General features: G+C 66.7%; 27 protein-coding genes and 1 tRNA gene. 15 read left to right on the top strand and 13 right to left on the bottom strand.

Annotation, left to right across the window (positions count from 1 at the left end):
• Positions 1 to 7 precede the first annotated feature (7 nt).
• Positions 8 to 1,090, bottom strand: a complete 1,083-nt coding sequence (gene pheS / locus AC1DS0_RS09665; protein ID WP_476814136.1) for a phenylalanine--tRNA ligase subunit alpha — start codon at positions 1,088 to 1,090, stop codon at positions 8 to 10.
• A gap of 221 nt (positions 1,091 to 1,311) precedes the next feature.
• Here pheS and AC1DS0_RS09660 point away from each other — a divergent pair, with 221 nt between their 5' ends.
• Positions 1,312 to 2,073 carry an LOG family protein gene (locus AC1DS0_RS09660; protein ID WP_476814135.1) on the top strand — a complete coding sequence of 254 codons (762 nt, stop codon included), beginning with the start codon at positions 1,312 to 1,314 and terminating at the stop codon, positions 2,071 to 2,073.
• A gap of 18 nt (positions 2,074 to 2,091) precedes the next feature.
• On the opposite strand, the gene AC1DS0_RS09655 is transcribed toward AC1DS0_RS09660, so the two are convergent.
• From AC1DS0_RS09655 to rpmI, 3 genes are all read right to left on the bottom strand, one after another.
• Positions 2,092 to 4,119, bottom strand: coding sequence for a DNA/RNA non-specific endonuclease (locus tag AC1DS0_RS09655; RefSeq protein WP_476814134.1), 2,028 nt, complete (start codon positions 4,117 to 4,119; stop codon positions 2,092 to 2,094).
• A gap of 130 nt (positions 4,120 to 4,249) precedes the next feature.
• Positions 4,250 to 4,624: a 50S ribosomal protein L20 gene (rplT, locus tag AC1DS0_RS09650; protein WP_476814133.1), complete on the bottom strand. Its 375-nt coding sequence runs from the start codon at positions 4,622 to 4,624 to the stop codon at positions 4,250 to 4,252.
• Between the two features lie 28 nt (positions 4,625 to 4,652).
• Positions 4,653 to 4,853 carry a 50S ribosomal protein L35 gene (gene rpmI / locus AC1DS0_RS09645; RefSeq protein WP_091831700.1) on the bottom strand — a complete coding sequence of 67 codons (201 nt, stop codon included), beginning with the start codon at positions 4,851 to 4,853 and terminating at the stop codon, positions 4,653 to 4,655.
• Positions 4,854 to 5,126: 273 nt separating this feature from the next.
• Here rpmI and AC1DS0_RS09640 point away from each other — a divergent pair, with 273 nt between their 5' ends.
• A complete protein-coding gene (locus AC1DS0_RS09640) occupies positions 5,127 to 6,167 on the top strand; it encodes an amino acid ABC transporter substrate-binding protein (protein ID WP_476814440.1) in 1,041 nt (346 codons plus the stop codon).
• 79 nt (positions 6,168 to 6,246) lie between these two features.
• On the opposite strand, the gene AC1DS0_RS09635 is transcribed toward AC1DS0_RS09640, so the two are convergent.
• A complete protein-coding gene (locus tag AC1DS0_RS09635; RefSeq protein WP_476814132.1) occupies positions 6,247 to 7,452 on the bottom strand; it encodes an MFS transporter in 1,206 nt (401 codons plus the stop codon).
• Positions 7,453 to 7,581: 129 nt separating this feature from the next.
• On the opposite strand from AC1DS0_RS09635, the gene AC1DS0_RS09630 reads away from it, so the two are divergent.
• The 6 genes from AC1DS0_RS09630 to AC1DS0_RS09605 all read left to right on the top strand — a co-directional run bounded on the left by AC1DS0_RS09630 (position 7,582) and on the right by AC1DS0_RS09605 (position 12,683).
• Positions 7,582 to 8,172, top strand: coding sequence for a TetR/AcrR family transcriptional regulator (locus AC1DS0_RS09630; protein WP_476814131.1), 591 nt, complete (start codon positions 7,582 to 7,584; stop codon positions 8,170 to 8,172).
• A gap of 111 nt (positions 8,173 to 8,283) precedes the next feature.
• Positions 8,284 to 9,177, top strand: coding sequence for a MurR/RpiR family transcriptional regulator (locus AC1DS0_RS09625; protein ID WP_476814130.1), 894 nt, complete (start codon positions 8,284 to 8,286; stop codon positions 9,175 to 9,177).
• A complete protein-coding gene (locus tag AC1DS0_RS09620; RefSeq protein WP_476814129.1) occupies positions 9,174 to 10,511 on the top strand; it encodes an aspartate aminotransferase family protein in 1,338 nt (445 codons plus the stop codon). Before AC1DS0_RS09625 ends, AC1DS0_RS09620 begins: the two co-directional genes overlap by 4 nt.
• 57 nt (positions 10,512 to 10,568) lie before the next feature.
• Positions 10,569 to 11,597, top strand: coding sequence for an amino acid ABC transporter substrate-binding protein (locus AC1DS0_RS09615; RefSeq protein WP_476814128.1), 1,029 nt, complete (start codon positions 10,569 to 10,571; stop codon positions 11,595 to 11,597).
• Between the two features lie 15 nt (positions 11,598 to 11,612).
• Entirely contained in the window at positions 11,613 to 12,245 is a 633-nt protein-coding gene (locus AC1DS0_RS09610) for an aspartate/glutamate racemase family protein (protein ID WP_476814127.1), read from the top strand.
• Positions 12,246 to 12,389: 144 nt separating this feature from the next.
• Entirely contained in the window at positions 12,390 to 12,683 is a 294-nt protein-coding gene (locus AC1DS0_RS09605) for a GYD domain-containing protein (protein WP_476814126.1), read from the top strand.
• Between the two features lie 96 nt (positions 12,684 to 12,779).
• Here AC1DS0_RS09605 and infC read toward each other — a convergent pair whose 3' ends face one another.
• Positions 12,780 to 13,322, bottom strand: coding sequence for a translation initiation factor IF-3 (gene infC / locus AC1DS0_RS09600; protein WP_152017510.1), 543 nt, complete (start codon positions 13,320 to 13,322; stop codon positions 12,780 to 12,782).
• Positions 13,323 to 13,409: 87 nt separating this feature from the next.
• Entirely contained in the window at positions 13,410 to 14,633 is a 1,224-nt protein-coding gene (locus AC1DS0_RS09595) for a glycosyltransferase (protein ID WP_476814125.1), read from the bottom strand.
• A 125-nt stretch (positions 14,634 to 14,758) separates the two neighbouring features.
• Here AC1DS0_RS09595 and AC1DS0_RS09590 point away from each other — a divergent pair, with 125 nt between their 5' ends.
• Positions 14,759 to 15,544: an alpha/beta hydrolase gene (locus AC1DS0_RS09590; RefSeq protein ID WP_476814124.1), complete on the top strand. Its 786-nt coding sequence runs from the start codon at positions 14,759 to 14,761 to the stop codon at positions 15,542 to 15,544.
• Between the two features lie 10 nt (positions 15,545 to 15,554).
• Here the strand turns inward: AC1DS0_RS09590 and AC1DS0_RS09585 are convergent, their stop codons facing one another.
• From AC1DS0_RS09585 to AC1DS0_RS09560, 6 genes are all read right to left on the bottom strand, one after another.
• The gene (locus AC1DS0_RS09585) at positions 15,555 to 15,809 is read right to left on the bottom strand and encodes a BQ00720 family protein (RefSeq protein ID WP_091831714.1); all 255 of its coding nucleotides are present in this window, start codon (positions 15,807 to 15,809) and stop codon (positions 15,555 to 15,557) included.
• A gap of 109 nt (positions 15,810 to 15,918) precedes the next feature.
• Entirely contained in the window at positions 15,919 to 16,347 is a 429-nt protein-coding gene (locus AC1DS0_RS09580) for an Hsp20 family protein (protein ID WP_091831716.1), read from the bottom strand.
• A gap of 138 nt (positions 16,348 to 16,485) precedes the next feature.
• Positions 16,486 to 16,890, bottom strand: a complete 405-nt coding sequence (locus AC1DS0_RS09575) for a RidA family protein (RefSeq protein ID WP_476814123.1) — start codon at positions 16,888 to 16,890, stop codon at positions 16,486 to 16,488.
• A 105-nt stretch (positions 16,891 to 16,995) separates the two neighbouring features.
• A tRNA-His gene (locus AC1DS0_RS09570) sits at positions 16,996 to 17,072 on the bottom strand.
• A 127-nt stretch (positions 17,073 to 17,199) separates the two neighbouring features.
• Positions 17,200 to 18,099 carry a hypothetical protein gene (locus tag AC1DS0_RS09565; protein WP_476814122.1) on the bottom strand — a complete coding sequence of 300 codons (900 nt, stop codon included), beginning with the start codon at positions 18,097 to 18,099 and terminating at the stop codon, positions 17,200 to 17,202.
• A 161-nt stretch (positions 18,100 to 18,260) separates the two neighbouring features.
• Positions 18,261 to 18,656 (bottom strand): phasin, encoded by a 396-nt coding sequence (locus AC1DS0_RS09560; protein ID WP_476814121.1) that lies wholly within the window; start codon positions 18,654 to 18,656, stop codon positions 18,261 to 18,263.
• A gap of 256 nt (positions 18,657 to 18,912) precedes the next feature.
• On the opposite strand from AC1DS0_RS09560, the gene AC1DS0_RS09555 reads away from it, so the two are divergent.
• The 6 genes from AC1DS0_RS09555 (at position 18,913) to AC1DS0_RS09530 (ending at position 26,709) form a co-directional block, all read left to right on the top strand.
• Positions 18,913 to 21,933 (top strand): PAS domain-containing sensor histidine kinase, encoded by a 3,021-nt coding sequence (locus AC1DS0_RS09555; RefSeq protein WP_476814120.1) that lies wholly within the window; start codon positions 18,913 to 18,915, stop codon positions 21,931 to 21,933.
• 121 nt (positions 21,934 to 22,054) lie between these two features.
• The gene (locus AC1DS0_RS09550; protein WP_476814119.1) at positions 22,055 to 23,212 is read left to right on the top strand and encodes an acyl-CoA dehydrogenase family protein; all 1,158 of its coding nucleotides are present in this window, start codon (positions 22,055 to 22,057) and stop codon (positions 23,210 to 23,212) included.
• A gap of 68 nt (positions 23,213 to 23,280) precedes the next feature.
• On the top strand, positions 23,281 to 23,943 hold the full coding sequence (locus AC1DS0_RS09545; protein WP_476814118.1) for a glutathione S-transferase family protein: 663 nt from the start codon (positions 23,281 to 23,283) through the stop codon (positions 23,941 to 23,943).
• Between the two features lie 84 nt (positions 23,944 to 24,027).
• Positions 24,028 to 24,969, top strand: coding sequence for a DMT family transporter (locus tag AC1DS0_RS09540; protein WP_476814117.1), 942 nt, complete (start codon positions 24,028 to 24,030; stop codon positions 24,967 to 24,969).
• A 232-nt stretch (positions 24,970 to 25,201) separates the two neighbouring features.
• Positions 25,202 to 26,191, top strand: coding sequence for a LysR family transcriptional regulator (locus AC1DS0_RS09535; RefSeq protein ID WP_476814116.1), 990 nt, complete (start codon positions 25,202 to 25,204; stop codon positions 26,189 to 26,191).
• Positions 26,191 to 26,709 carry a tripartite tricarboxylate transporter TctB family protein gene (locus tag AC1DS0_RS09530; RefSeq protein ID WP_476814115.1) on the top strand — a complete coding sequence of 173 codons (519 nt, stop codon included), beginning with the start codon at positions 26,191 to 26,193 and terminating at the stop codon, positions 26,707 to 26,709. The genes AC1DS0_RS09535 and AC1DS0_RS09530 overlap by 1 nt, the downstream gene beginning before the upstream one ends.
• Positions 26,710 to 26,712: the final 3 nt, after the last annotated feature.

The following is a 26,712-nucleotide window of genomic DNA, read 5'->3' as shown; positions in this document are numbered from 1 at the left end:
GTGAGGTTTAAGAGGTCAACCCGCCGGTCAGGGTCGGCAGGTCGAGCGGGCGGAAGCCGTAATGCGACAGCCAGCGGACATCCGCCTCGAAGAACGGCCGCAGGTCCGGCATGCCGTATTTCAACATGGCGATGCGATCGATGCCCATGCCCCAGGCGAAGCCCTGGTAGACGTCCGGGTCGAGCCCGCAATTACGCAGCACGTTCGGATGGACCATGCCGCAGCCGAGAATCTCGAGCCAGTCCTCGCCCTCGCCGAAGCGGATCTCGCCGTCCTTGCGCGAGCACTGGATGTCGACCTCGGCCGACGGCTCGGTGAACGGGAAGAAGGACGGGCGGAAGCGCATCTTGACGCCCTCGACCTCGAAGAACGCCTTGCAGAACTCCTCCAGCACCCATTTCATGTGGCCGAAATGGGTCTTCTTGTCGATGACGAGGCCCTCGACCTGATGGAACATCGGCGTGTGGGTCTGGTCGGAATCCATGCGGTAGGTCCGGCCCGGGCAGATCACGCGGATCGGCGGCTCCTGCGACATCATCGTGCGCACCTGGACCGGCGAGGTATGGGTGCGCAGCAGCTTGCGCTCGCCATTGGCATCCGGCGCGAAGAAGAAGGTGTCGTGCATCTCGCGGGCGGGATGGCCGACCGGGAAGTTCAGCTTGGTGAAGTTGAGATCGTCGGTCTCGACGTCCGGGCCTTCGGCGACCGAGAAACCCATATCGCCGAAGATCGCGGTGATCTCGTCGATGACCTGGCTGATCGGGTGGATGCGCCCGCGCGCCTCCGGCCCCTCGCGCACCGGCAGAGAGATGTCGAGCCGCTCGCTGGCGAGTCGCGCTTCCAGCGCCGCCTCGCCGAGCGCGTCCTTGCGGGCAGTAAGCGCCTGCTGGACGACATCGCGCAGGCCGTTGATGCGCGGCCCCTGCTCCTTGCGCTCGTCCGGCGTCATCGCGCCGAGCGTCTTCAGCAGGGCCGAGACCGATCCGGACTTGCCGAGCGCCGCGATGCGCAACTGCTCCAGCGCCGTTTCGTCGCCGGCCGCCTCGATCTCCCCGACCAGGGAATCGCGAAGGGTATCGATGTCGTTCATGCCAATTCAGCCTGTTTGCGAGCCACCTTCTAGGGGGTCAGGCAAGCGGATGCCAGTCCAATCACGCTGGCAAAGCATCCCGTTCACGCAGTTCTCGACGCTGTCGCCACTCTAGCCACTGCTTCATGACAATCCCGTCGCAATCATCCTTACCTTGGACGCGAGGGGCGACAGGAATGGTCCGGCGCAGCTATGCAGTGCCGACGACGGAGACGACGAGCATGCCCGACAACAGCGCCCAGAAGAATTCGCCCTCCTACCGGATCGCCGCACTCGACCAGGATTTCCTCCTCGGCGATTCCATGCGCGGGGCGCGCTTCATGCTCGAGTACCAGAAGGCCGAGGACGCCCTCAGAGCCCGCGGCATCCTCTCGACCATCGTCGTGTTCGGCTCAGCGCGGGTGCGCGAGGGCAATCCCTGGTACGAGGCGGCACGGGAGTTCGGCAAGATCGCCTCGGAACGCGGCGGCGCCCTCGACGGCAAGGATGGCGGCAAGCGCCATGTCATCGCCACCGGCGGCGGGCCAGGGATCATGGAGGCCGCCAATCGCGGCGCCACCGAGGCCGGCGCCGTCTCGATCGGCTTCAACATCACCTTGCCGCATGAGCAGGATCCGAATGCCTGGTCGACGCCGGACCTGACCTTCCGCTTCCACTATTTCGCGATGCGCAAGATGCATCTCGCCATGCGGGCGGCGGCGCTGGTGGTCTTCCCCGGCGGCTTCGGCACGCTCGACGAGCTCTTCGAGATCATGACGCTGGTGCAGACCGGCAAGATGCCGCCGGTGCCGATCGTGCTCTACGACAGCGCCTATTGGCAGGGGCTGATCAATCTCGAGCGGATGGCCGAAGCGGGCTTCATCCGGCCGGAGGATCTGAAGCTGTTCTGCTATGCCGACAGCCCCGAGGAGGCCTATCAGCGCATCGTCGACGGCGCCGGCGAGAGCTGGACGCCGAAGGCGGTGGACAAGGTGCAGACCTGAACGGCTCCGTCCGGCCCTCTATCGCCGTGGGTGCTGGATGTCGGCGACAGTACGGAGCCGACGGCCGACCACCGGGCCGGTGTAGACATCGGCCTGCCGGACGGCGTCGGCGAAGACGATGCCGGTGTCGGCCTCGATCTTGGTCACCGGCACCTGGAAGTTCTGGCCCGGCTTCGTGCTGTTGGGGCCGACGGGAAGCTGCTCGAAGGGGATGTCGAGCGCATAATCCTGCTGGCTGACGATATACCCGCTCGAAAAGAGCTTGCCGACCTTGTCCACGACCGCGATCACCTTCCAGTAGAATTGCGGGATGCGGATGCCGCGGTGAAGCTCGTCGTCCGAGCGGAGCAGCGGGCCCGAGAAGACGGAGGCCCGCACATTCTCCTCGTCGGTGTTGTAGAGCAGGAAGTTCTCGAGGCCCTGCCAGAGGTCGGCGCCCTGGTTGAACCCCCAGTACTGCGGTGAGCAGTTGGTCCAGTGAAAGGTGTCGTCATTGGCGAGCTTGGCCTCGCGGATGCCGCCCCAGACCGGGTCGAGCCGGCGCACCAGATGGCCGCGGTCGAAATAGTTCTTCGACGGGACCGGCTCGTTGCCATAGAGCTCGTCACCGTTCTGCAACTCCTCCGGGATGCGGCCATCATAGAACCAGGCGTCGTCGCCGCGGTCGAGATTGGTCCAGCGCGTCCCGTCGATGTTGACCGCCGTATAGAAGGCGAGCTTGCGGTCCTCGGCGCCGTTCAGGACCACGGAGAAATGCAGATAGCGCAGCACATCGTCCGCCGCGCCCGCCACCTTGGCCGGCGCGCCATGGCGTAGCGCGGCCGGGCCGAGGGTCGGCAGCGGGATCCGCGTCGGCAGGAAGTCCGGTTCGTAGCCACGCCGCCCGTCGAAAAAGGAAGCCGGATGGGTACGCCGGGTCGGCCTGCGCGCAGCCTCGAGCACCGCCGCCTCGGCGGCGACAGCAGCGATCGTCGCGATAGCCGGCGCAGCGATCAGCGGTGGCCCTATGATGCTCTGCGCCGGCACGGTTCCGGCGAAGGCTTTCACGCCGGTGGCGTCGGCGATCAGATCGACGATCAGCGGCGAGCTGACAAAGCCGTCGAGTTTCGACTGCCGCTCCAGATCAGCGATCAGTTTCGAAATCCGGACACCTTCATTGGCCAGCCAATGCACTTTATCGGCCGGGAGGCGCCTGGCCAGTGCGGCGGGTGCCGTGGTGCCGTCCGCGAGCACCCAATGCTCCTGCCCCTGGACCATCTTGCGATCGGGGACGCCGGCATGGTGCAGGCAGATCACCTGCCAGGCATCGGTGAAGACCGGTGCACCGGATGAACCAGGGGCCGTATCCGAGGAATACCAGAGGAAGTTGTCTCGGGTCGGATCGGCGCGATCGCCATATTTGACGATCTTGTTCTCGCGCAGCGAGATGCGCTTGGTCCTGGCATCGGGGTGCTGGATGATCGTTGCGTACTGGCCGAGTTCGGTCTTGCCGGTGCGCGGATCGAGGCGCAGGAAACCGAGATCGGCGAGGGCGACATCACCGTCCTCGCTCACCGGCGCCACCGCGACGATGGTGTAGTCGAGCGCATTCCTGTCGCTGGTGACGAAACCGTCCTGCGGCGTCAGGCGGAAACGGGTGGACCGCTTCAGCCTCCCCTCCCCGTCGAGCTCGTAGCCGAACTCGACCGTCGACGTGAGCGCCTCCTCGACCGAGCCGATGACGTGGTTGTTGGTCAGCAGCAAGCGCGGGCCGATCAGGAAGCCGGTTCCCCATTCACTGCCGTCACCGACCGCTGCCGGCCCATTGATGCGGCAGACGGTGCGAGCTGCGAGCAGGCCGCGCTCGAGATAGTTGATCTCGACGAGGTCGTTCTCGCCGAGCAGGGCTTCGAAGACATCAAAGTCGACGCCCGCGCCTGCACGCGTGCGGTGGACGATCTGCTCGGCCAGGCGCTGCGGATCCTGGGCCGGGCGCTTCAGCTTGCGGCCGGCAGCGATGTCCTTGGCGAGACGGTCGTCGGCGACGAAATTCGAGATCTCGAGCATGGTGCGATCCTCCCCGCAGGAAGGGATCACGCAATCGCAACACAACCATGACGCGCGCGACCAAGCGGCCGCGAAAAACAAAAGGCCGGCGTTTCCGCCGGCCTTTCGTATTCCGATCAGGTCAGACCGCTCAGGCGGCCTGGGCCTCGGTGCCCAGCGCGCCCTTGACCGTCTCGACCACCGCAGCGAAGGCGGCTGCGTCGTCGATGGCGAGAGCCGACAGGGTCTTGCGGTCGAGCTCGAGGCCCGCCTTGGCGAGGCCGCCGATGAACAGCGAGTAGGTCAGGCCGTGCTCGCGCACCGCAGCGTTCAGGCGCTGGATCCAGAGCGCGCGAAACGTGCGCTTCTTGTTCTTGCGGTCGCGATAGGCGTACTGCATCGAGCGATCGACGGCCGCCTTGGCGGCGCGGATCGTGTTCTTGCGGCGGCCATAGAAGCCCTTGGCGGCCTTGAATGTCTTCTTGTGCTTGGCGTGGGACGTAACGCCCCGTTTCACGCGAGCCATGTTTGATCTCCGGAAAAGTTAGGGGACGTCAGCCGTTGGGGAGGAAGTACTTCTTCACGTTGGCGGCATCGCCTTCGAAAAGAACGTTCGTCCCACGGTGATTGCGGAGCTGCTTGTTGGTCCGCTTGATCATCCCGTGACGCTTGCCGGCCTGGGCGTAGAGCACCTTGCCGGTTCCGGTGACCTTGAACCGCTTCTTGGCGGCCGATTTAGTCTTCATCTTGGGCATTTCAGCTCCTCATAGGTCGCGAGCGCGAACAATGCGCCGCTTCAATTTTGCTTTGGGAAGCAAAGTACGACCGCCACGGCAGCCCTTATCAGCCGGGCGATCGAAGGCGCGGCTTATGGCAGAAAGGCCGGGACCTGGCAAGAGCTTGGAGCTGTGGCGAAATCCGCCTCCCGATGGCATGCCTCGCGCCAGCGGACATCTATCATTTGAAAATCGTCATAGAACCGTAATTATTTCCGACCATCGCAGCCGCATTCCCGCCCGGAGACACTCATCGTGAAGACACCCCTCCTAAGTTTGGCAGCGGGCCTTGCGCTCGTGGCCGCCTCTGCCGTCTCCGCCTTCGCCCAGGGCGGCAGCCAGTCGACCCTCGACCGGATCAAGGCGCGCGGCCATATCGTCTGCGGCACCAGCGAAGGCGTGCCGGGCTTCTCGCTGCAGGATGGCAAGGGTGTCTGGAACGGCTTCGACACCGATGTCTGCCGCGCGCTCGCGGCTGCGATCTTCAACGACCAGGACAAGGCGCAATATCTGTCGCTGTCGAGCAAGAACCGCCTGGTGTCTTTGCAATCGGGCGAGATCGACGTCCTGGCGCGCACCACCACCTGGACGCTGAGCCGCGACATCGGCCAGGGCCTCAGCTTCACGGCAGTGAACTATTATGACGGCCAGGGCTTCATCCTGCGCAAGAAGCTCGGCGTGAACATGGTCAAGGAGCTCAATGGCGCCTCGGTCTGCGTCGCCCAGGGTACCACCACCGAACTCAACCTCGCCGACTACGGCCGCACCAACAATCTCAAGTTCGAGACCGTCGCCTTCGCCACACTGGAGGAGACGGTCGCTGCCTATGAGGCCGGGCGCTGCGATGCCTACACCACCGACCTCTCCTCGCTCGCCGGCACGCGCAACAAGCTGCAGAAGCCGGACGAGCACATCCTGCTCCAGGAGGTGATCTCCAAGGAGCCGCTCGGTCCCTGGGTCCGCAAGAACGACCAGGCCTGGTTCGACATCGTGCGCTGGACCGTGTTCGCGCTGATCAATGCCGAGGAGCTCGGCGTCACCCAGGCCAATGTCGAGGAGTTGGCGAAGACCTCGCAGAACCCGGAAGTGCGCCGCATGCTCGGCGCCGAGAGCAAGTTCGGCGAGTCGCTCGGCCTCACCAATGACTGGGTGGTGCGCATCGTCAAGGCGGTCGGCAATTACGGCGAAAGCTTCGAGCGGCATTTTGGCGCCCAGAGCCGCAACCCGCTGCCGCGCGGCGTCAACAAGCTCTGGTCGCAGGGCGGGCTGCAATACGCACCGCCGATCCGCTGAGCTTAGCTGCAAACAGATCGGGCGGCCTCCTTCGGGAGGCCGCCCTTTTTGTGAGGCGGATCTTACACGCGGCTCGCCCTCAGCCCGTCCATGCCATCGCCGTCCGCCGCGGCTCGGCGATCAGGCAGAATCCGATCGTGACGATCGCCAGCGCCGAGAATCCGCCGGCCACCGAGACGTAGAAGCCGGTGCTCGCGCCATAGACGTCGATCAGCCAGCCGGAGGCGGCCGAACCCGCCGCCATGCCGATACCCATGCCGGTCATCACCCAGGTGATGCCCTCGGTGAGCTTCGAAGCCGGCACATGCCGTTCGACCAGCGCCATCGCGACGATGACGGTCGGCGAGATCGAGGCGCCGGCGATGAAGAGCACGATGCCCAGCATCCAGAGCGACGACACGATCAGCAGCGGCAGTGTTGTCGCCGCGGCAAGCCCGATCGCGAGCAGCAACTGCGTGGCGAGCGGCATGCGCAGGCGGAGCGCGCCGAAAACGAGGCCGGTGATGAAGGAGCCGGCAGCATAGGCCGCAAGTGCCAGACTCGCCGCCGCCTTGTTGCCCTGCGCTTCGGCGAAGGCCACCGCAGTGACCTCAGCCGTGCCGAAGACGACACCGAGCGCAACCATCAGCAGCGCGATGATCTGCACTGGCACCAGGCGGATGGCGGAGCTGCTGGCGTCGACGCCTTGCGAGTGCACAGGCGGCTCGGTCGCGCGCTGCGCCACGAACAGGGCCATGCCGACAGCGAGCATGATCGTCGCCGCAAGCGGCCCGGCTTCCGGGAACCAGATCACGCTCAGGCCGATCGAGATCACCGGGCCGAGCATGAAGATGACCTCGTCGATGACCGATTCGAAGGCAAAGGCGGTGCGCAAATGCGGCGTATCGCGATAGATCTCGGTCCAACGGGCACGCACCATCGCCATCATGCTCGGCTCGAGCCCGGCGAGAGCGGCAAAGAGGAAAAGTACCCAGATCGGCGCCTCGAGGCGCGTCGCCAGCATCAGCCCGATCAGCGCGACAATGGTCGCGAGCGTGGAGGGGATCAGCACTTTGCTCTGACCATGGCGGTCGACCAGCCGCGAGATCTGCGGCGCGATCAGCGCATTGGACAGCGCGAAGGTCGCGGCGACGCCACCGGCAAGCCAATACTGGCCGCGCGCCTGGGAGAGCATGGTGACGATGCCGATCGTCAGCATCGAGAATGGCATGCGGGCGAGGAATCCGGCGGCTGAAAAGCCGATCGAGCCGGGAGCCCGGAAAATTTCGCGATAGGGGTTAGGCATGGACGTCTCCGTCACATCGAAGCGCAACGTGGAAGCGTAATTGACATACGTTGCGTATGTGACATGAGTAATTACATACGCAACGTATGTCAATTCACATACGCTTCGTATGCGAAAGGAACATGGACGATGCGCAAGCCGCGCAGCCAGATGATCGCCGAGACGCGGACCAAACTGATCGCCGCGGCGCGCGCCGCCTTCGGCACGGTCGGCTATGCGCAGACCTCGATGGATGATCTCACCGCCTCGGCCGGGCTGACGCGCGGGGCGCTCTACCATCATTTCGGCGACAAGAAGGGCCTGCTGGTCGCGGTGATCACCGAGATCGACGGCGAGATGAACGCCCATATGCAGGAGGTCTCGGCGAAGGCCGGCGACCCATGGACCGGTTTCCGCGACGAATGCACCGCCTATATCGAACTGGCGCTCGATCCCGAAATCCAGCGCATCATGCTGCGGGACGGTCCAGCGGTCCTCGGTGATCCCTGGGACTGGCCAACGCTGAGCGAGTGCATCCGCTCGATGACGGAAAGCCTGACGAAACTGGCCGAGACCGGCGTCATTGCCCCTATCGATCCCGAAGCGGCTGCGAGGCTGATCGCGGGGGCAACGCAATATGCCGCACAGTGGATCGCGAATGCCCCCGAGCCGGAAGCGATCTCGCGCAAGGCGATCGACGCCTTCAACCTCATGCTCGACGGGCTGCTGGTTCGGAGCTGAGCCAAACTCGGTGCCCGCGAAAGGCATCGCGTCGCATGAAACAATCGTTTCACTCTATAGGTCTCAAAGAATCTGTTTCATACACTGTATGCCCCTGCTAAGGTCCGGCGCATGGACAAGCCCGGCCTGACGGCGAGCCTCACCGAGAGCTTCGAACAGTTGCCGCAGCAATTGCAGGCGGCGGCGCGCTGGGTGCTCGATCATCCCGCCGATGTCGCGCTGCTGACGACGCGTGAGCAGGCCAAGCGCGCCGGCTTGTCGCCGGCCACCCTCACCCGGCTGGCGCAACGCTTCGGCCTCAAGGGTTACGACGAACTGCGCGCTGTCCATGCGGCTGCGCTGCGGCGACGGCCGGAAGGCTTCGCCGGCCGGGCAGGCGAATTGATGCAGCGCCATGGCGAAGAAGGTCCGAGCGCGATCGTACAGGACATGTTCGCGGCGCTGACCGAACATCTGAAAGCACTGCGCGAACCACAGGCGCTCGCCCGCTTCGAACAGGCTGCCGACCTGCTGAGCGAGGCGCAGACGGTGTTCTGCTTCGGCCTGCGCTCGGCCTTCCCGGCCGCCTTCATGCTCGACTACATCCGCGATCTGATCGGGGCAGGCTCCGTGCTCGCCGACGGCGCCGGCGGGCGCGGCATCGATGCGCTGCGCCGGATCGGACCCGGCGATGCGCTCTTCGCTGTCTCGGTCGCGCCCTATACGCGCCAGACCGTGCAGGCGGCCGAGATCGCCAAAGAGAGCGGCGCAAAGGTTATAGCGCTGACCGACAGCACGCTTTCTCCCCTCGCCGCCATCGCCGATGTGGCGCTGCTGGTGCGAACCGAAACGCCGTCCTTCTTCCACACGATGACACCGGCCTTCGCCGCGGTCGAATGCCTGGCGGCGCTGATGACCGCGCGCAAGGGCAAGGCCGCGCTCGACGCGATCGCGCGCCACGAGGCGACGCTCGACGCGGCCGGTACTTTCCTCACTCACCGATCCAACAGGCGAGGCCATCGATGAGCCACATCCTGCATCGCATGCTGAGCAAGACCTATCCGACCGCTACCGGCGGCGAGGGCATGGTGCTGCGCGACCGCGATGGGCGCGAGCACATCGACGCATCCGGCGGCGCCGCTGTCTCCTGCCTCGGCCATGGCCATCCCGACGTGCTGGCGGCGATGCATGCGCAGATCGACAAGCTCGCTTATGCCCATACCAGCTTCTTCACCACCGACGCGGCCGAGGAGCTCGCCGACCATCTGATCGCGCGAGCGCCGGCCGGGATGGCATCAGTCTATTTCTGCAGCTCGGGCTCGGAGGCGATCGAGGCCTGCCTGAAGCTGGCACGGCATTACTTCGTCGAGAAAGGCGAGACGCGCCGGGTCAACTTCATCTCGCGGCGCCAGAGCTATCACGGCATCACGCTGGGGGCGCTTTCGGTCGGCGGCCGGATGAAGGACCGCGCGCCGTTCGAGCAGATGCTGATGCAGGGCCATCACATCTCGCCCTGCTACGAGTATCGAGGCCGCCGGGCCGACGAGACCAGCGAGGACTACGCCTTGCGTGTCGCCGACGAGCTCGAGGCGAAGATCCTGGAGCTCGGCCCGGAGACGGTCTGCGCCTTCGTCGCCGAGACGGTGGTCGGCGCGACGCTCGGCGCGGTGCCCGCGGCGCCCGGCTATTTCAAGCGCATCCGCGAGATCTGCGACCGCCATGGCGTGCTGCTGATCCTCGACGAAGTCATGAGCGGCATGGGTCGCACCGGCACGCTCCATGCCTGCGAGCAGGAAGGCATCGCGCCCGATTTGATGGCGATCGCCAAGGGGCTCGGCGGCGGCTATGCGCCGATCGGCGCGATGCTGGCCTCGAAGCGGGTCGTCGGGGCGGTCAGGCAGGGCTCGGGCGTCTTCCCGCACAGCCAGACTTACGTGGGCCATCCCCTTGCCTGCGCCACCGCGCTGGCGGTGCAGCAAGTGATCGAGCGCGACGACCTCCTCGCCAATGTCCGCAAGCAGGGCGCCAGGCTGGAGCAGCGCCTGCGCGAGCGCTTCGGCAATCATCACCATGTCGGCGACATTCGCGGGCGCGGCCATTTCTGGGGCGTCGAGATCGTCGCCGACCGCTCGACCAAGACACCTTTCGACCCGGCCCTCAAACTCAACGCCAGGATCAAGCAGGCGGCACAGGAGCGCGGGCTGCTGATCTACCCGATGGGCGGCACCGCCGACGGCACCGCCGGCGACCATGTCCTGCTCGCCCCGCCCTTCATCATCGACGCTGCGACCGTCGACACCATCGTCGAGCGGCTGGGCGACGCGCTCGATGCGAGTTTGGCCTCGGCCCGGCTGGCCTGAGGCTTGCCACGATCCGGGCCAACAAGAGCCCGGTACTTCCACAACAGGGGAACGATCATGAAAACCAAGCAGCTGAAACATCTGCTCTTCGCCGGACTCGCCACGCTCGGCTTTGCCGGCGTAGCCAGCGCCCAGACCGGCACGCTCGACCGCGTCAAGGCGCGCGGCGAACTGATCTGCGGCAACCATATCGCCCTGCCCGGCTTCGGCATCCAAGGGTCGGACGGACGCTGGGACGGGCTCGATATCGACCTCTGCCGCGCCGTCGCCGCGGCGATCTTCAACGACCCGAACAAGGTCAGGTTCATCCCGACGACGCCGCAGATGCGCTTCGTCGTGGTGCAGTCCGGCGAGGTCGACATGCTCGCCCGCAACGCGACCTATACGATGTCGCGCGACACCTCGGCCGGCATGTCCTGGCCGATCATCAACTATTTCGATGGCCAGGGCTTCATGGTGCGCAAGTCGCTGGGGGTCACCGAGGCGAAGGGGCTGGAGGGCGCCTCGATCTGCGTGACACAAGGCACGACGACCGAGCTCAACCTCGCCGACTTCTTCCGCGCCAACAAACTCAAATACGAGATCATCGGCTTCGCCACCAACGAGGAGGGCGTGAAGGCGCTGGAAGCGGGGCGCTGCGACGCCTTCACCACTGACACCTCCGGGCTCGCTGCCGAGCGGCTGAAATTCTCCAAGCCCGACGATTTCGTCGTCCTGCCGACGCTGATCTCGCGCGAGCCACTCGGCCCGGCGGTGAAGCGCGGCGACGAGAGCTGGGTCGCGCTGGTGAAATGGGTGCACTACGCCATGCTCAACGCCGAGGAGTTCGGCGTGACCAAGGCCAATGTCGACGAGCAGCTGAAGTCTGGGAATCCCGAGATCAAGCGTCTGCTCGGTGTCGAGGGCAAGTTCGGCGAAGGCCTTGGCCTGAGCAATGACTGGGCCTATCGCGTGATCAAGCATATCGGCAATTACGGCGAGAGCTTCGAGCGCAATGTCGGCGGGGGATCGAAGCTGCAGTTGAAGCGCGGGCTGAACGACCTCGCCTCGCGCGGCGGGCTGCAATACCCGCATCCGATCCGGTAAGATTAAGAGCTGCCTATGCGGATCGCGCTGATCCATGCCCTGCGCCATTCGCCGCCTCCGATCGAGGCGGCGTTCGCGCGGCTATGGCCAGAAGTCACGCTGATGAACCTGCTCGACGACAGCCTCTCGGCCGATCTTTCCCGCGACGGGCAGATCACCGAGGCGATGACCGGGCGCTTCCTCAGCCTCGCCGGCTATGCGCGGTCGACCGGCGCCGACGGCATCCTCTTCACCTGCTCGGCCTTCGGCCCCTGCATCGAAGCGGTGCAGCGCGCGCTTTCCCCCCTGCCGGTGCTGAAGCCGAACGAGGCGATGATCGAGGAAGCCGAGGCGATCGGCGGCCGGATCGGCCTGCTCGCCAGCTTCGGACCGACGCTGCAGTCGATGCCGCCGGAATTTCCGGAATCGCTTACGATCACGCCCAAGCTGGCGGAGGGCGCGCTCGCCGCGCTCGACCGCGGCGACGGGGCCGAGCACGACCGGCTGGCGGCGCTTGCGGCTGGCGATCTGGCTGATTGCGAAGCGATCGCGCTGGCGCAGTTCAGCCTGGCACGGGCCGCATCGGCAGTCGCGGAGGCGACGGGCAAGCCGGTGCTGACCACGCCGGACAGCGCGGTCCGCAAGTTGAAGCGCCTGCTCGGCCGATAGGCCCTGCCCGGTACCGGCCCGTCATGCTAGATTGACGGGATAGGCCCGGCGGATGGTCAACGGCCCATCCGGAACCGCGCGGCGACAAGCGGGCCGCCGTAGGCAGCTTCCGACGAAAGGCCGGGCCTTTCTGGGAGAAGCGCGATGACGACCTACATCATGCTGCTCAACTGGACCGACCAGGGCGCACGCAACCTCAAGGATTCGCCGACCCGTCTCGATACGGCCAAGCAGGCGCTGAAGGAGATGGGAGGCGATTTCAAAGCCTTCTTCATGACCATGGGCAAGCACGACATGGTCGTCATCTGCGAGGCACCGGACGATGCCGTGCAGGCGCGCTTCTGCCTGCGGCTCGCCATGCTCGGCAATGTCCGCACGGAAACGCTCAAGGCTTTCCCGGAGACGGCCTATCGCGAGATCATCCGCTCCGTCAGCTAGTACGCCGCCGACACGACAAAGCCCGGCCGAGGCGGCCGGGCTTTGTGAAAGGCAGGTCCGGGTGTGGCGCCTTGGGCAAGGCGCGCAAGCCTCGCCTTATCGGGGCGCGAGCACCATGACCATCTGGCGGCCTTCGAGCTGCCAGTCGCTCTCGACCTTGGCGACCTCGACGGTATCGACCTTGACGCGCTCCAGCACCTTCACGCCGAGGTCCTGGTGCGCCATCTCGCGGCCGCGGAAGCGCAGGGTGACCTTCACCTTGTCGCCCTCCTCGAAGAAGCCGTGCATCGCCTTCATCTTCACGTCGTAGTCGTGCTTGTCGATGCCGGGGCGAAGCTTGATTTCCTTGATCTCGATGGTGCGCTGCTTCTTGCGCGCCTCGGACGCCTTCTTCTGCTCGAGAAAGCGGAAGCGGCCGTAATCGAGGATCTTGCAGACCGGAGGCACAGAATTGGGGGCGATCTCGACCAAATCGAGACCGGCGTCCTCGGCAATCTTGAGCGCCTCGAAGAACGAGACCACGCCACGGTTGGCGCCGGTATCGTCGATGAGCTGGACGTCGCGGACGCCACGGATGTCGCGGTTGGCGCGGGGACCGTCCTTGACGGGGGCTGGTGCGGCACGGAAGGGACGACGAATGGCTGTATTCTCCTGTGAATGGCGCTCGTCGCGCCGTTGGTGAGACACATTGCACAACGCGAAGCGTTGTCAATGGATCAGGCGGTTTCAGCGCCCGAGCAGGGCGCAATAGACATCGAGTGTGTCATTGACCATCGAGGCCAATGAGAAGTGGCGCTCGACATGCAGCCGGGCGCGGCGCGCCAACGCTTCGCGGGCGGAGGGGCGCAGCGCCAGCGCTTCGCGCAGCGCCTCGGCCAGTGCCGCCGCATCATCGGGCGGGACATGCCAGCCGGAGCGTTCCTGCGGCGCGACCTGGGGCGGAGCCAGCACCGTTTCCGGCACGGCGCCGAGATTGGAGACGACGACCGGCGTGCCCATGGCCTGCGCCTCAACCGCGACACGGCCGAAGGCTTCGGGCTCGGTCGAGGGCACGGCGACGACAGCCGCCGCCAGGAAGGCGGCCGGCATGTCCGAGCAATGGCCGACGCGGCGGACCCGGCCCTCGAGCCCGGCCCTGGCAATGGCGTCGTCAAGCTCGCGGACATAACCGTCGCGGCCTTGAGCGTCGCCCGCGAGGATGAAGGCAGTGTCCTCGTCACCGGCATCACGCAATTGGCGCGCCGCCTCGATCAGCACCTTCTGGCCTTTCCAGCCGGTGAGCCGGCCAGGCAGCAGCACGATGCGCTGATGCGGCTCGACGCCCCAGGCGCTGCGCAGGGCGCTGATCCGCTCCGGGCTCACCGCCGACGGCGCGAAGGCCGAGAAATCGGTACCGCGATGGACGACGCGGATGCGATCGCGGGCGAAGGGATGGCGGGCGCGGATCAGGTCAGCCGTGTAGCCGGAGTTGGCGATGACGACGTCGCTGCGCGCCATCACCGAATTGTAGAGGTTCTTCACCACCGAGCGGGCATTGTAGGAGCCGTGATAGGTGGTGACGAAGGGCAGCTTCAGCGCCCGCGTCGCCGCCAGCGCGACCCATGCCGGCGCCCGCGAGCGGGCGTGGACGAGTTCGACCCGCTCACGCTTGCAGAGCAGGGCGAAGGTCCGCACGTTGAGCAGCATCGAGACGGGGTTCTTGGCCGCCGCCGGAAATGGCAGCCAGATGCCGCCCTTGGCCTGCAGCTCGGCGACGAGCCGCCCGCCCTCCGTCGCGACCAGCGCCCGCGCGCCGACCTCGGTCAGCCCGGCGGCGATGTCGACCGCAGTGCGCTCGGCACCGCCGGCTTCCAGCTCCGGGATGATCTGCAGCACGGTGCGCCCGGCCAGCGGATGCGTCTCGGTCGACGGCAGGGAGAGTTGCGCGCCGGAACGCAGGGAGATGCTCACTATTCGAAAGGGCCTTCTGCTTGGCGACTCGCCGATGCTATCGGGGTCGTGATGATCACAAAATCGGGCGGGATTGCAGCAGGGTTATACCTGCTTTCGCCCGGTTCATCACAGGAGAGATTAAAGTGACGAGGCCCCAGCCGCAATTTCTGAGCGTCGGCACCGGCGCGGAACGCCGTGATATCGCGGTGCTGACGCAGGCCGGCAAGGGTCCGCCGGTGGTCTGGCTCGGCGGCCTGCGCTCGGATATGCGCGCCACCAAGGCCGAGGCGCTCGCCGCCTGGGCGGAGCGCACCGGGCGCGCCTTCATCCGCTTCGACTATGCCGGCCATGGCGAATCGAGCGGCGAGTTCGCGCAGTGGACGATGTCGCACTGGATCGAGGATGCGCAGGCGGTGCTGGCCGTCCATACGCAAGGTCCTGCCGTCCTGGTCGGCTCGTCCATGGGCGGTTGGGTCGCGCTGCTGACGACGCTGAGACTGCGCAAGACCGCCCCGGACCTGCAGCCCGCCGGCCTCGTTCTGATCGCGCCGGCGGTCGACTTCACCGAGGAGTTAATGTGGGCGCAGATGCCGGAGGCGATCCGCGAGACGATCATCAGGGACGGCGTCTGGCAGCGGCCGTCGGAGTACTCCCCGGAGCCGATGCCGATCACCCAAGCGCTGATCGAGGACGGCAGGAGCCATCTCCTGTTCGGGCATCCGCTCGAAACCGGCTGCCCCGTCCATATCCTGCAGGGAATGAAGGATCCCGATGTGCCCTATGGCCAGGCGCTCAAGCTCGTCGAGCATCTGCCGCACGATCCGGTCGTGCTGACCCTGATCAAGGACGGCGACCATCGCCTCTCGACGCCGGAGGACATCGCGCGCCTGCTCACCGCCGTCGAGGGCATCGCGCCCGCGACGGCATAGACGTTTCGGGTCAGTGCAGGCTGACCATCCTGAGATCGTGCTCCCAGGCGTTGGCCGTCGCGGCCTCGCGGGAATCGGTCACCAGGATCGGAGCGCCATCGGCTGCGAGCAGCGCGAAGAGCTGCAAGCCGGGTTCGATATCCGGCGCCTGCGGAAAGATGCGGGCCAACTCATCCGACATGATCGGCTTGAGATAGGCGACCTGGCCGTTGCCGAGGGCGGCGAATTCGGCCGTGGTCAGAGGGTTGTTTCTGGTCTCAGTCATCGCGCCCTCCTTCAGAGCAGTGCGAGGCGGTTAGATTGTGCACCCTTGATCATGAACGGAAGGCAAACCGCATGCCCTCTCGTAAAGACCTTCTGTAGCCCTCAGGGGCCTAGTCGCGGCTCATGATATCGATACGCCGGACGAGCCGCTCCGGTTCCGGACGGGCCAGATCGATGGCGAGCAGCCCGTTCGAGAGATCAGCCCCCAGGACCTGCATGCCGTCGGCGAGCAGGAAGGAGCGCTGGAACTGCCGCGCGGCGATGCCGCGATGCAGGAAATGCCGCGTCTTGTCGTCGACCTGTCGACCGCGGATGGTCAGCTGGTTTTCCTCCAGCGTGATCTCGAGCTGGTCGCGCGAGAACCCGGCCACCGCGAGCGTGATCCTGAGCTTGTCGGGCTCATCCTCCGTGCGCGGCATGCGCTCGATATTGTAGGGTGGATAGCCATCGCCGGCGCCTTTGGCGACACGGTCGAGTGCCCGCTCGATATCGTCGAAGCCGAGCAGGAAGGGATGCGACAGGCTAGGCGGACGCGTCATCACGAAGCCCTTGAAAAGGCGCCTCTGGAACTATCGGAGCCCGCTTGCGCAGCACCCCGCACGCGAAAGGCGAACCCAACCGCGCAAGCGAGATATGGCGAGCGGCCTGCCCTGCCGCAAGCCCTTGGCGACGGCGCCTCAATCCAGCGCCGCGATCGCCTCGATCTCGATCAGCAGGCGCGGATCGACGAGGGCGGTGACGCCGACCATGGTGCTCGCCGGAAATGGGCCGTCGCCGAGATATTTCATCCGCACCTTGCGCACGGCGACCGCCTTCTCGGTGCTGAGCCCGACGACGTAGGTCACCAGCTTGAACACTTTCGTGAAGTCGGTGCCGGCGGCGGCCAGGGCGGCGGCGAGGTTGGCGTAGACCTGCTCGGCCTGGGCGGCGATATCACCCTCCCCGACCACCTTGCCCATCGGATCGAACGCGACCTGGCCGGAGACATGCACCTGCTTGCCGGCCTCGACGATCGCGAGATGCGAATAGCCGGTCGGCGGCGAGAGCGAGGCGGGATTGAGGAGATCGATCTTGCTGGGCATGGAGGGCCTCCCGAGGCGGGCGGCTCAAAGCCGCGTGGCGCGGCAAGCTAGGCCGGCGCGGGGCTCACGCGCAATCTCGGGAAGAAGCGGAATGGAGGAGGAAGATGGTACAGCCACCCCGGCTTGAACGGGGGACCTCTAGATCCACAATCTAGCGCTCTAACCAACTGAGCTATGGCTGCACGGCTTGCGCCTGATGTCGCGGCGCCTGGAAGCGGTCCGGCGACGGCGCGGAACCTAGTGCCACGCCTCGCCGAATGCAACGGCAAATACAGGCCGGCGCGTGGAAAACCGCGCCGGCTTTCAAAATCAACGGCGCGGCAGTTCCTGGCGCGCCGTCGCGGCGAGATCACCGAGATGGGCCGCGAAGGATTCGTAGCTGCGGCGGAAGGCCTTGGCCTGGAGCGCGACCGCGTCCGCGGCGCTCTGCGTACGCGCCAGGGTCTCGACCTCGTCCAGCGTCGCCTTGAGCTCAGCGCAGGCATGGTCGAGGACCTTGGCCTGGACGACGCCGAAGGTGCGTGTCAGCGCCAGGGTCGGCTCGAGCCAGGCGATGGCCGGGAAAGCTGCGACAGAAGCTGGCTTCGGCGCCTCGACCGGCTTGGCGACAACGGGGGCGATAGCCACCGGCGTCGCAGCGGGCTTGGCGGGCTGAACGGCTTCGGCGACCTTGGCCGCAACCGGAGCAGCCGGCTTCACGACAACGGGCTCGACCTTGGCGGGAGCGGGCTGCACCTTGACCGGCTCGGCAGCGACCTTGGCAGACGCGGCCTTAGGCGCCGGAGCGGCGACCTTGACGGCCGGCTTCGCAACCTTGGTCTTCTGCGGGGCAATGCGCTTGGTCGGCTCGGCGGCGGGCTTTACCACAGGCTTCGGTGCGGGCACGGCGACAACGACGGCGGCGGGCTTCACCACCGGCTGGGCGACGGGCTGCGGGACAGCGGGCTTGGGAGCAGCGGCAGCGGACTTGGCTTCTACCTTGGCGACGGGCGCCTCGACCTTGGGGGCGGGCGCAACCGCGACCGGAGCGGCGACGGGCTTAACCTCGACCACGGGCTTGATTTCCACCGGCTTGGTTTCCACCGGCTTGGCCTCCGGAGCCTTGACGGGTGCAGCCGGCACGACCGGTGCAACCAGCTTCGACTCGCTCAGCGCCTTGACCGGTGCGAGGCTGACCGGCGCCTTGCCGGGGATCGTCTGCTTAGCCATCGGATCTCTCCTTCACGGTTTCGGCAGGACATGCCTGCGCGATAGATGCAACCGGGCACGAGCGAACTCCGGCGAGGTGAGTCTCACCCCATCAAAGAGTCACGCACCGGCCCGGCCACTTGGTCGTGAAAGCCTGCTCCGCGCCCGTGGCGCTCAAGGCTTCACTTAAGCTTGGTCGCCTTGGCGGCGGTCTCGGCCGTCTTCTTGGCGACATCCTGCACGCTCGCGCCGACTTCCTTGAGCTGCGCCTGCAGCGCGGCGACCTGCGCCTTCAGGAATTCGGACTGGTGCTGGAGCACCTCGTTCATGTCCTTGGACTTGACCAGCTTGTCGGCGAGGTCGAAAGCAGCCGCGATGTTGTTCTCGGCGTAGGACATCGCCTTCTTGGTCATGTCCTGGACGTTGACGCGAGCCGACTCGGCCGAGCCATGAGCGCTGTCGACCGCCTTCTGGGCGGCGCCGATGAAGCCGTCGAAGGCCTTGCGAGCCTGGTCGACGCTCTTTTCAGCGAAATCGCGCATCTCGGTGGGAACTTCGTAGGGAAGCTTGCCGTCCATGGTAGGTCCTCCTGCGACCGAGCCAAGCGTCCGCGCCGTCTCCAGCGCTGCGCTTCTATTGTGCACTGCAATATCATTATTGCAGTGCAATGACAATGCCGCCACCGAGACGGCGGCGGGGGCATATTAACGCTGTTTTGAAACGTCAGGGGAGAGGCCCGGTTCCCGCATGGATTCACCTCGCTCGCGCGGTTATTAAAGATTTGTTAGGCATATTCGCGCGGGCTGGAGTCGCCAGCAGGCAGAGCGGAGCAGGATGAGCGAATCCGGACAGGATTGGAACGGCCTCACCGGCGCCCTGGCGCAGGATCCCGCGCTCGCGGGCTTTGCCCGTGACGGCGCGCTGCTGCTCTGGCCAGCCGACGGCGATGCCCCGGCCTTCGCCAACGCCGGCGGCCGGGCCCTGCTCGGCGCATTCGGCGGAGCCGTCAAGCTTCCCGCGGCGACGCGCGAGCGTTTGCGCCTGCTTGCCGGTGGGCTCGCCTCACCGACAGCGCTGAGGCTCGAAAGACTGCGGCTTGGCGCCTCCCTCGCAGGGCTCGTGACCTGCGGCTGCAAGCGCATCGAGACCGGCTCCGGCCTGGCGTTGGCCATCGGCGTCACCGCCTCCGAATTGCGCCGCCTCGGCATCATCGTGCCAAAGGACGAGCCGGCGGCGGTTGTTGCGCCGCCCCCTGCCGCGCCCCCAACGACACCTGTCATGGCGGACACCGCTGCCGAATCACCCGAGCAGCCACGCCGCGCCAATCTGCGCTTCCTGTGGGAAAGCGACCTCGACGGGACGCTGGTCAGCCTGTCGCAGGACTTCGCCGCGCTGGTCGGCCGGGAGGTCGCGAGCGCGACGCAGGGACGCAACTGGTCCGCGCTGCTCGCCAGCGACATCGTCGATCTCGAGGGCGACCTGGCGACACGCCTCGCGACCTCCTCGACCTGGAGCGGCCGGGCCGTACTCTGGCGCGTTTCCCCCGGCGAAGGCGCGCGCGTCGAGCTTTCCGGCTTCCCGCTGTTCGACGGCGAGCGCAATCCCGCCGGCTTCCGCGGCTTCGGCCTCACCCGCTCGCCCGCCAACGAGGCTTTTCCGCAGCGGGAAGCGCCTGAAGAGGACGGCGTCTCCATAGTTCCGGAGGCTGATATCCCGGCGGTAGAACCGCCGGTTGCGGCTATCGTGGAAGACCCCACGCCCGCAGTTCCTTCGCCCGAAACTGCCGAAGCGGCGCCGATTGAGCCGGCCCGGGCAGAGGCCGGCGAGGACGAGACTGACGGCGTGCCGGCGAATGCGGACATAACCGCTGAAGCGTCCTCCGAGCCGGAAGAAGCCGTAGAAGCCCAAGAGGCGCCGGCCGAGCCCAGGGCTTCGGATGACGATGCCACGACGGAGCAAGCCGAAGACGGCGGCGAGCCCGCGAAGGCCAGCGAACCGCCACCGACTCCCGAAGCGCCACCGGCCAATGTCGTACCGCTGCGCAATGGCCACCTGGCCGCCGTGCGCCCGGTGCTCGAGCCGTCCAAGACCCTGCTCTCCTCGGCCGAGCGCAACGCCTTCCGCGAGATCGCCAAGGCGCTCGGAGCCCGCATCGCCGGCGAGGAGGACGAGCCAGGGGGAGCGCGCCTGCCGGTCGCGGCGCAACTGCGCGTGCGGGAGAAGGAGACGAGCGACACCAAGGAAGAGTCGTCCGTCTCGGCTCCGGCGACTGCTGCGCCGGTGCCGCCCTCGGCTTCGGAAGGGCGCCCGCGCGTCGCCAACGCCCATGCCGAGATTCTGGACCGACTCCCGATCGCAGTGCTGGTCAATCGCGACGAAACGGCGCTCTACGCCAACCGCACCCTGCTCGACCTGCTGGATTACGCCGATCTCGACGATCTCGCAGCGGCGGGCGGCGTCAGCAAGCTGATCAGGGGCGTGAGCCGCAGCAGCGACGGCGCGATGATCCTGGTCGACCGCAAGGGTGGGCTGGTCAGCGTCGATGGCCGGCTCTCCAGCGTGAGCTGGCAGGGCGAAGCGGCTACGCTCATGGCCTTCCGCAACAGCGTGCCGGGCGGCGACCTCAAGATGCTGACGCCCGAGGAGGCGGAAGAGCAGGAGCTCGCAGCCGAGTTCGCGGCGGAGGAAGAGGAGGCCACATCCCGCGTCGAGCAGCTGCGGCTGGAGGGACAGGCCAACGACGCGCGCGTCTCCGAGCTGTCTGCGATGCTCGACACCGCGACAGACGGCGTCGTCACCGTCGACGGGCGCGGGCGCATCCTGTCGCTCAACAAGAGCGCCGAGGCGCTGTTCGGCTACGACCAGCGCGAGGTCGCCGGCGAGCTCTTCACCCTGCTCTTCGCGCCGGAGAGCCATTCGCCGGCCCTCGACTATCTCGACGGGCTGATCGGCGGCGGCGTCGCCTCGCTGATGAACGATGGCCGCGAGGTCATCGGCCGCGTGCGCCAGGGCGGGCGCATCCCGCTGTTCATGACCATGGGCCGCATCGCCGAAGGGCCGGACAGCAAGTTCTGCGCGGTGCTGCGCGACATCACCGCCTGGAAGAAGACCGAGGGCGAGCTGGTCGAGGCGCGCAAGACGGCCGAGAAGGCGAGCGCACAGAAATCGGACGTGCTCGCCAAGATCAGCCACGAGATCCGCACGCCGCTCAACGCGATCATCGGCTTCGCCGAGGTGATGGCGGAGGAGCGCTTCGGCCCGATCGAGAACGAGCGCTACAAGGAATATCTGCGCGACATCCACCTGTCGGGCGGCTACGTCATCAGCCTGGTCAACGACCTGCTCGACCTCGCCAAGATCGAGGCCGGCAAGCTCGACCTCGACTTCGGCAGTGTCAACCTCAACGACATCGCGCTGTCCGCCGTGAACCTGCTGCAGCCGGAAGCGCAGCGCGGCCGCGTCGTGCTGCGCTCCGGCCTCGCGCCGAAGCTGCCGCCGGTCGTCGCCGACGAGCGCTCGCTGCGCCAGATCGTGATCAACCTGCTCTCCAATGCGGTGAAATTCACCGATGCCGGCGGGCAGGTGATCGTCTCGACCGCGCTCGGCGATCAGGGCGAGGCTATCCTGCGGGTCCGCGACACCGGCATCGGCATGGACGATGACGAGATCAAACTGGCGCTGGAGCCGTTCCGGCAAGTGCCGACGACGCGCAGATCGGGAGGGACCGGCCTCGGCCTGCCCCTGACCAAGGCGCTGGTCGAAGCCAACCGGGCGGCGCTCTCCATCACCAGCGTCAAGAAGGAAGGCACGCTGGTCGAGGTCACCTTCCCGCCGCAACGGGTGCTGGCGAGCTGAGGCCTGCTGCGCGGGGTAACACCTCTAAAATGCGCACGCCGGGGAAAGCGGGGCCGCGCATTGGCGTGCGCCGCCGCTCGCTCTAGAGTTCCCGTCCGGCCACCGATCGACGAGCACCCGCATGCAGTTCGCGCTCAGCGAAGAAGAAGAACTCATCCGTGAGAGCGCGCGCAAGCTCGCGGCGGACCGGCTGGCGCCATTGGCCGAGCGGCTCGACCGTGGCGAAGGCCGACCGGAGTTCCTCGCCAACCTCAAGCTGCTCGCCGAGAACGGCTTCATGGCGCTCAACGTCAAGGGCCTGTTCGGCGGCACCGAAGCGGGCACCGTTTCCTTCGCCCTGGCGCTGGAAGAGCTCGCCGCCGCCTGCGCCTCGACGGCGGTCACGACCTCGGTGACCAACATGGTCGGCGAAGTCATCCAGGCTGTCGGCAACGAGGCGCAGAAGTCGACCTATCTGCCCAAGCTCGCCGACGGCACCTATCCGGCCGGCGCCTTCTGCCTGACCGAGGCCGGGGCAGGCTCCGACCCCGCCGGCATGAAGCTGCGCGCCCGGCGCGACGGCGACGCCTATGTGCTCGACGGCCAGAAGATCTTCATCACCTCGGGCGAATATGCCGGGCTTTTCGTCGTCTGGGGCGTGACCAATCCCGACGTGCCGAAGGGCAAGGGTATCTCGGTCTTCCTGGTGCCGGCCGACACACCCGGCGTCAGTGTCGGCAAGGCCGAAAAGAAAATGGGCCAGACCGGCTCGGCCACCAATACGATCCATTTCGACGGTGCACGCATCCCGGCTGCCAATCTGATGGGCAAGGAGAACGACGGCTTCCGCGTCGCGGTCGGCGAGCTCGCCGGTGGGCGCATCGGCGTCGCCTCCGTCTCGCTCGGCATCGCCCGCGCCGCGATGGACGCCGCCAAGTCCTATGCCCGCGAGCGCAAGCAGTTCGGGCAGGCGATCTCCGACTTCCAGGGCCTGCAGTGGATGATCGCCGACCGCGAGCTCGACCTGCACGCGGCGCGCCTCCTGATCCTCGATGCCGCCGCGAAGAAGGATCGCGGCGAGCCCTTCGCCAAGGAGGCCTCGATGGCCAAGCTCTTCGCCTCGGAGGCGGCGCATCGCTGCACTGATACGGCAATCCAGATCCATGGCGGCGCCGGCTATTGCCGGGACTTCCCGGTCGAGCGCTATGCGCGCGACGCCCGCATCACCCGGATTTATGAAGGCACCTCCGAGATCCAGCGCCTGATCATCGCGCGTGAGACCTTGCGTCAGCTGGGCTGAGCTTCGTAGAATTTTCTTCTTCGGGTCCCCGGATTCGGAGCTCATCCCCGTCTGCCGGAATCCTGCTCATGTCCCTGACTATCTATGGCTGCTATCGCTCGCGCGCGACGCGCAATGTCTGGCTCGCCAACGAGCTCGGCATCACCTTCAAGCATGTGCCGGTGATCCAGGTCTATCGCCTGCCCGATCCCAACGCCCCGGGCGCGCCGATCCATACGCGCAGCGCCGAGTTCATGGCGGTCAACCCGAACGGCCATGTCCCGTCGATCGACGATGACGGCTTCGTCATGCACGAATCGCTGGCGATCAACCTCTACCTCGCCCGCAAGCATGGCGGGCCGGTCGCGCCGAAAGACGTCCAGGAGGAAGGGCTCGCCGCAATGTGGGCGCTCTGGGCCGCGACCGAATGCGAGACGAACGCGCTCAACCTGACCTACCATCTCGCAGCCTATCCGCCGGAGAAGCGCGATCCGGCCCTCGTCAGCAAGGCGCTCGAGGCGCTGGCCGCGCCATTCGCCGTGCTCGACAAGGCCCTGGCGGACGGCGGTGGCTACGTCATGGGCGGGCGCTTCACCGTCGCGGACATCAATGTCGGCGAGGTCATCCGCTACGCCAAGCCGGCGACGCAGCTCTTCGACGCTGCCCCGAACGTCAAGGCCTGGCTCGACAAGCTGCACCAGCGCCCCGCCTTCAAGGCGATGTGGGCGGCGCGCGATGCGGAGCCGGCATAACGCTCTAGCGGAAATCGGGTGGCTGGGCCCGGCCCGGCCACCTACTGACGCAGGATGACCGGCCCTGCGAGGACAGATTGCGCCATGACACAGCCGACCTCTGCTCCCTCGCTCCGCATGGGCCCCACCGAGTGGCTCCTGCTGGTCGCCCTCTCGATCCTGTGGGGCGGCTCGTTCTTCTTCAACAAGATCACCGTGGCGGAATGGCCGCCCTTCGCCGTCGTGCAGGTGCGCGTCGGGTTGGCGGCGCTGGCGCTGCTGCTGGTGGTGCGGATCACCGGGCACTCGATGGCGGTCGGCCGCAACGTCTGGCTGGCCTTCTTCGGCATGGGCATCCTCAACAACCTGATCCCGTTCAGCCTGTTCCTCTGGGGCCAGCAGCAGATCGCCAGCGGCCTCGCCTCGATCCTGAACGCGACCACGCCGGTCTTTGCCGTGCTGGTGATGCATTGCTTCGCCAATGAGAAGGCGACCGGGCTGAAGCTCGGCGGCGTGCTCGCCGGCCTGATCGGCGTCGGCATCCTGATGGGTCCCGATGTACTCGGCGGCCTCGGCTCCAACCTCACGGCGCAGCTCGCCTGCATCCTCGCCGCGGTCTCCTATGCCTTCTCCGGCCTGTTCGGGCGGCGCTTCCGCGGCATGCCGCCGCTCGTCGCGGCCACGGGGCAGCTCACGGCCTCGACGGTGATGATCGTCCCGATCGTCTTTTTCCTGCATCCGCCCTGGACGCTGCCGGCCCCCTCGCAGCAAGCGATCCTGGCGGCGGTCGGCCTCGCACTGATCTCGACGGCGCTGGCCTACATCATCTTCTTCCGGATCATGCGCGCCGCCGGGCCCAGCAACGTCATGCTGGTGACCTTCCTGATCCCGGTCAGCGCCATCCTGCTCGGCTCCGGCCTGCTGGGCGAGGAGCTGCTGCCGCGCCATTTCGCCGGCATGGCCGCGATCTTCGTCGGACTAGCCCTGATCGACGGCCGGGTCGCCGCACTGTGGAGCGCCAGGCAAGCCGACGCGCCAACAGCCTGACGAAGCCGCGGCCGGGCGCTCACAAGCTCCAAACGATCAATTCATTACCGCATCATCGGGCTCGGAGCGGCGTTCACCTCTGTGGACGCCGCTTTTTCGGCATCGGGCTTTGTTGCCAATAAATTATGAATTGCTCTAGGGTCGCAAAACCGGCGGATAGCGCTAAAGGGCATAACCGAAACAACTGGCAGATATCACAAAAAGCGATACGCCAGAGGGGAGCGCGACAACCATGGACCTGCGGCAGCTGCGATGTTTCATCGCGGTGGCGGAAGAGCTGCACTTCGGCCGGGCGGCCGAGCGGCTCGGCCTCGCACCACCAGCCCTTTCACGCCAGATCAGCGCGCTCGAGGACGAGCTCGGCGTCAGCCTGCTGACGCGCACCACCCGGCAGGTCGCGCTCACGCGCGCCGGCCTGATCATGCTGGAAGAGGCCAAGGCCATCCTCGTCCGGATGGAACGCGCATCGCGCTCGGTGCGCGAGGCGTCACTGGCCTCGAGCAAGGTCTTGCGGGTCGGCGCGATCGACGCGGCCTCGTCCAGCTTCGTCCCGGAAGCGCTGGTGACGTTCCGCTCGCGCCATCCCGGCATCGAGATCAAGTTCGTCGAAGCGATGACAGCGCCGCTGGTGCAGATGCTGGAGGCCGGCAAGCTCGACCTCGCTCTGCTGCGCCCGCCGCGCAAGCCGACCGACTGCGCCTTCGAGATCCTGCGCGTCGAGCGGCCGATCGTGGTGCTGAGCGAGAGCCACCCGCTCGCGGCGCGCGAATTCCTGACCATGCAGGACCTGGTCGGCGAGCCCTTCGTCGTGCCGTCGAAGCGGATCCGCCCCTTCGCCTACGACCTCGTCATGGCTTATTTCGAGAGCGTCGGGGCGGTGCCCAACGTCACCATCGAGGCGACCGAGAAGCCGGCGATGATGTCCGCTGTCGCGGCCGGCCTCGGCATGGCGCTGGCGCCGGACTGGGTCTCGCGGCTGAGCTTCCCGGGCGTCACCATGCGGCGCCTGCGCGGCGCGCTGCTCGACCCGCCGCCGCCCGGCGCGCTCGTCGGCGTTGCCTGGCGGCCGCACCAGAAGCTCGCCGCCCGCGACGACTTCCTCGCCATCCTGCGCGAGAGCGTGACCCTGATCGACGAGGGCCACGTCTTGCCGTTCAGCGTCAACGGGCGTGGCAGAAAGCCTGCCGTCCGCACAGCAACCACCCGAGCCGGAGGACATTGATGAGTCTGAACAAGATCGAGGCCGCGCGAGGTTGGCGCGTCCGTTCGACACAGGATCTGGCCGCCGGCCTGTTCATGATCGCTCTGGCCGGGCTGGCACTGTTCCTGTCGAGCGACCTTCCGACCGGGACGCTGCGCCAGATCGGCCCGGGCATGCTGCCCAAGGCCTTCGCCTGGATCTGCGCCGCGCTCGGCGCGGTGCTCGCCTTCAACTCGCTGCGCTACAATGGCGAGAAGCTCGCCGGCTGGTCCTGGCGCGGCGTCATCTTCGTGCTCGGCGCGGCGGTCGTGTTCGGCCTGACCATCCGCGGCTTCGAGATCGGCCCGCTCAAGGTGCCGCAGCTCGGCATGCTGGTCTCCGGTCCGCTCGTCGTGATCATCTCCGGCCTCGCGGCGGAAGATGTGAAGATCAAGGAACTCCTGATCTTCGCAGCCGCGATGACGATCGGCTGCGCCCTCATGTTCAAATACGCGCTGGGTCTGCCGATCCCGCTGGCGCCCTGGCTGCTGGGAATCTGATCC

The organism is Allobosea sp. P4_H5 (assembly GCF_056400825.1).
Note: the sequence above shows the minus strand (reverse complement) of the source record. Positions and strands in the feature narration are given on the sequence as shown.

Bases quoted from the DNA above. Each gene is read 5' to 3' on its own strand.
- AC1DS0_RS09660 (WP_476814135.1), top strand. From the start codon at position 1,312: ATGCCCGACAACAGCGCCCAGAAGAATTCGCCCTCCTACCGGATCGCC.
- AC1DS0_RS09540 (WP_476814117.1), top strand. From the start codon at position 24,028: ATGACACAGCCGACCTCTGCTCCCTCGCTCCGCATGGGCCCCACCGAG.
- AC1DS0_RS09575 (WP_476814123.1), bottom strand. From the start codon at position 16,890: ATGCCCAGCAAGATCGATCTCCTCAATCCCGCCTCGCTCTCGCCGCCG.
- pheS (WP_476814136.1), bottom strand. From the start codon at position 1,090: ATGAACGACATCGATACCCTTCGCGATTCCCTGGTCGGGGAGATCGAG.
- AC1DS0_RS09555 (WP_476814120.1), top strand. From the start codon at position 18,913: ATGAGCGAATCCGGACAGGATTGGAACGGCCTCACCGGCGCCCTGGCG.
- AC1DS0_RS09655 (WP_476814134.1), bottom strand. From the start codon at position 4,119: ATGCTCGAGATCTCGAATTTCGTCGCCGACGACCGTCTCGCCAAGGAC.
- AC1DS0_RS09585 (WP_091831714.1), bottom strand. From the start codon at position 15,809: ATGACTGAGACCAGAAACAACCCTCTGACCACGGCCGAATTCGCCGCC.
- AC1DS0_RS09635 (WP_476814132.1), bottom strand. From the start codon at position 7,452: ATGCCTAACCCCTATCGCGAAATTTTCCGGGCTCCCGGCTCGATCGGC.
- AC1DS0_RS09535 (WP_476814116.1), top strand. From the start codon at position 25,202: ATGGACCTGCGGCAGCTGCGATGTTTCATCGCGGTGGCGGAAGAGCTG.
- rplT (WP_476814133.1), bottom strand. From the start codon at position 4,624: ATGGCTCGCGTGAAACGGGGCGTTACGTCCCACGCCAAGCACAAGAAG.
- AC1DS0_RS09610 (WP_476814127.1), top strand. From the start codon at position 11,613: ATGCGGATCGCGCTGATCCATGCCCTGCGCCATTCGCCGCCTCCGATC.
- AC1DS0_RS09615 (WP_476814128.1), top strand. From the start codon at position 10,569: ATGAAAACCAAGCAGCTGAAACATCTGCTCTTCGCCGGACTCGCCACG.
- rpmI (WP_091831700.1), bottom strand. From the start codon at position 4,853: ATGCCCAAGATGAAGACTAAATCGGCCGCCAAGAAGCGGTTCAAGGTC.
- AC1DS0_RS09545 (WP_476814118.1), top strand. From the start codon at position 23,281: ATGTCCCTGACTATCTATGGCTGCTATCGCTCGCGCGCGACGCGCAAT.
- AC1DS0_RS09565 (WP_476814122.1), bottom strand. From the start codon at position 18,099: ATGGCTAAGCAGACGATCCCCGGCAAGGCGCCGGTCAGCCTCGCACCG.
- AC1DS0_RS09630 (WP_476814131.1), top strand. From the start codon at position 7,582: ATGCGCAAGCCGCGCAGCCAGATGATCGCCGAGACGCGGACCAAACTG.
- AC1DS0_RS09625 (WP_476814130.1), top strand. From the start codon at position 8,284: ATGGACAAGCCCGGCCTGACGGCGAGCCTCACCGAGAGCTTCGAACAG.
- AC1DS0_RS09560 (WP_476814121.1), bottom strand. From the start codon at position 18,656: ATGGACGGCAAGCTTCCCTACGAAGTTCCCACCGAGATGCGCGATTTC.
- AC1DS0_RS09550 (WP_476814119.1), top strand. From the start codon at position 22,055: ATGCAGTTCGCGCTCAGCGAAGAAGAAGAACTCATCCGTGAGAGCGCG.
- AC1DS0_RS09530 (WP_476814115.1), top strand. From the start codon at position 26,191: ATGAGTCTGAACAAGATCGAGGCCGCGCGAGGTTGGCGCGTCCGTTCG.
- AC1DS0_RS09605 (WP_476814126.1), top strand. From the start codon at position 12,390: ATGACGACCTACATCATGCTGCTCAACTGGACCGACCAGGGCGCACGC.
- AC1DS0_RS09580 (WP_091831716.1), bottom strand. From the start codon at position 16,347: ATGACGCGTCCGCCTAGCCTGTCGCATCCCTTCCTGCTCGGCTTCGAC.
- AC1DS0_RS09620 (WP_476814129.1), top strand. From the start codon at position 9,174: ATGAGCCACATCCTGCATCGCATGCTGAGCAAGACCTATCCGACCGCT.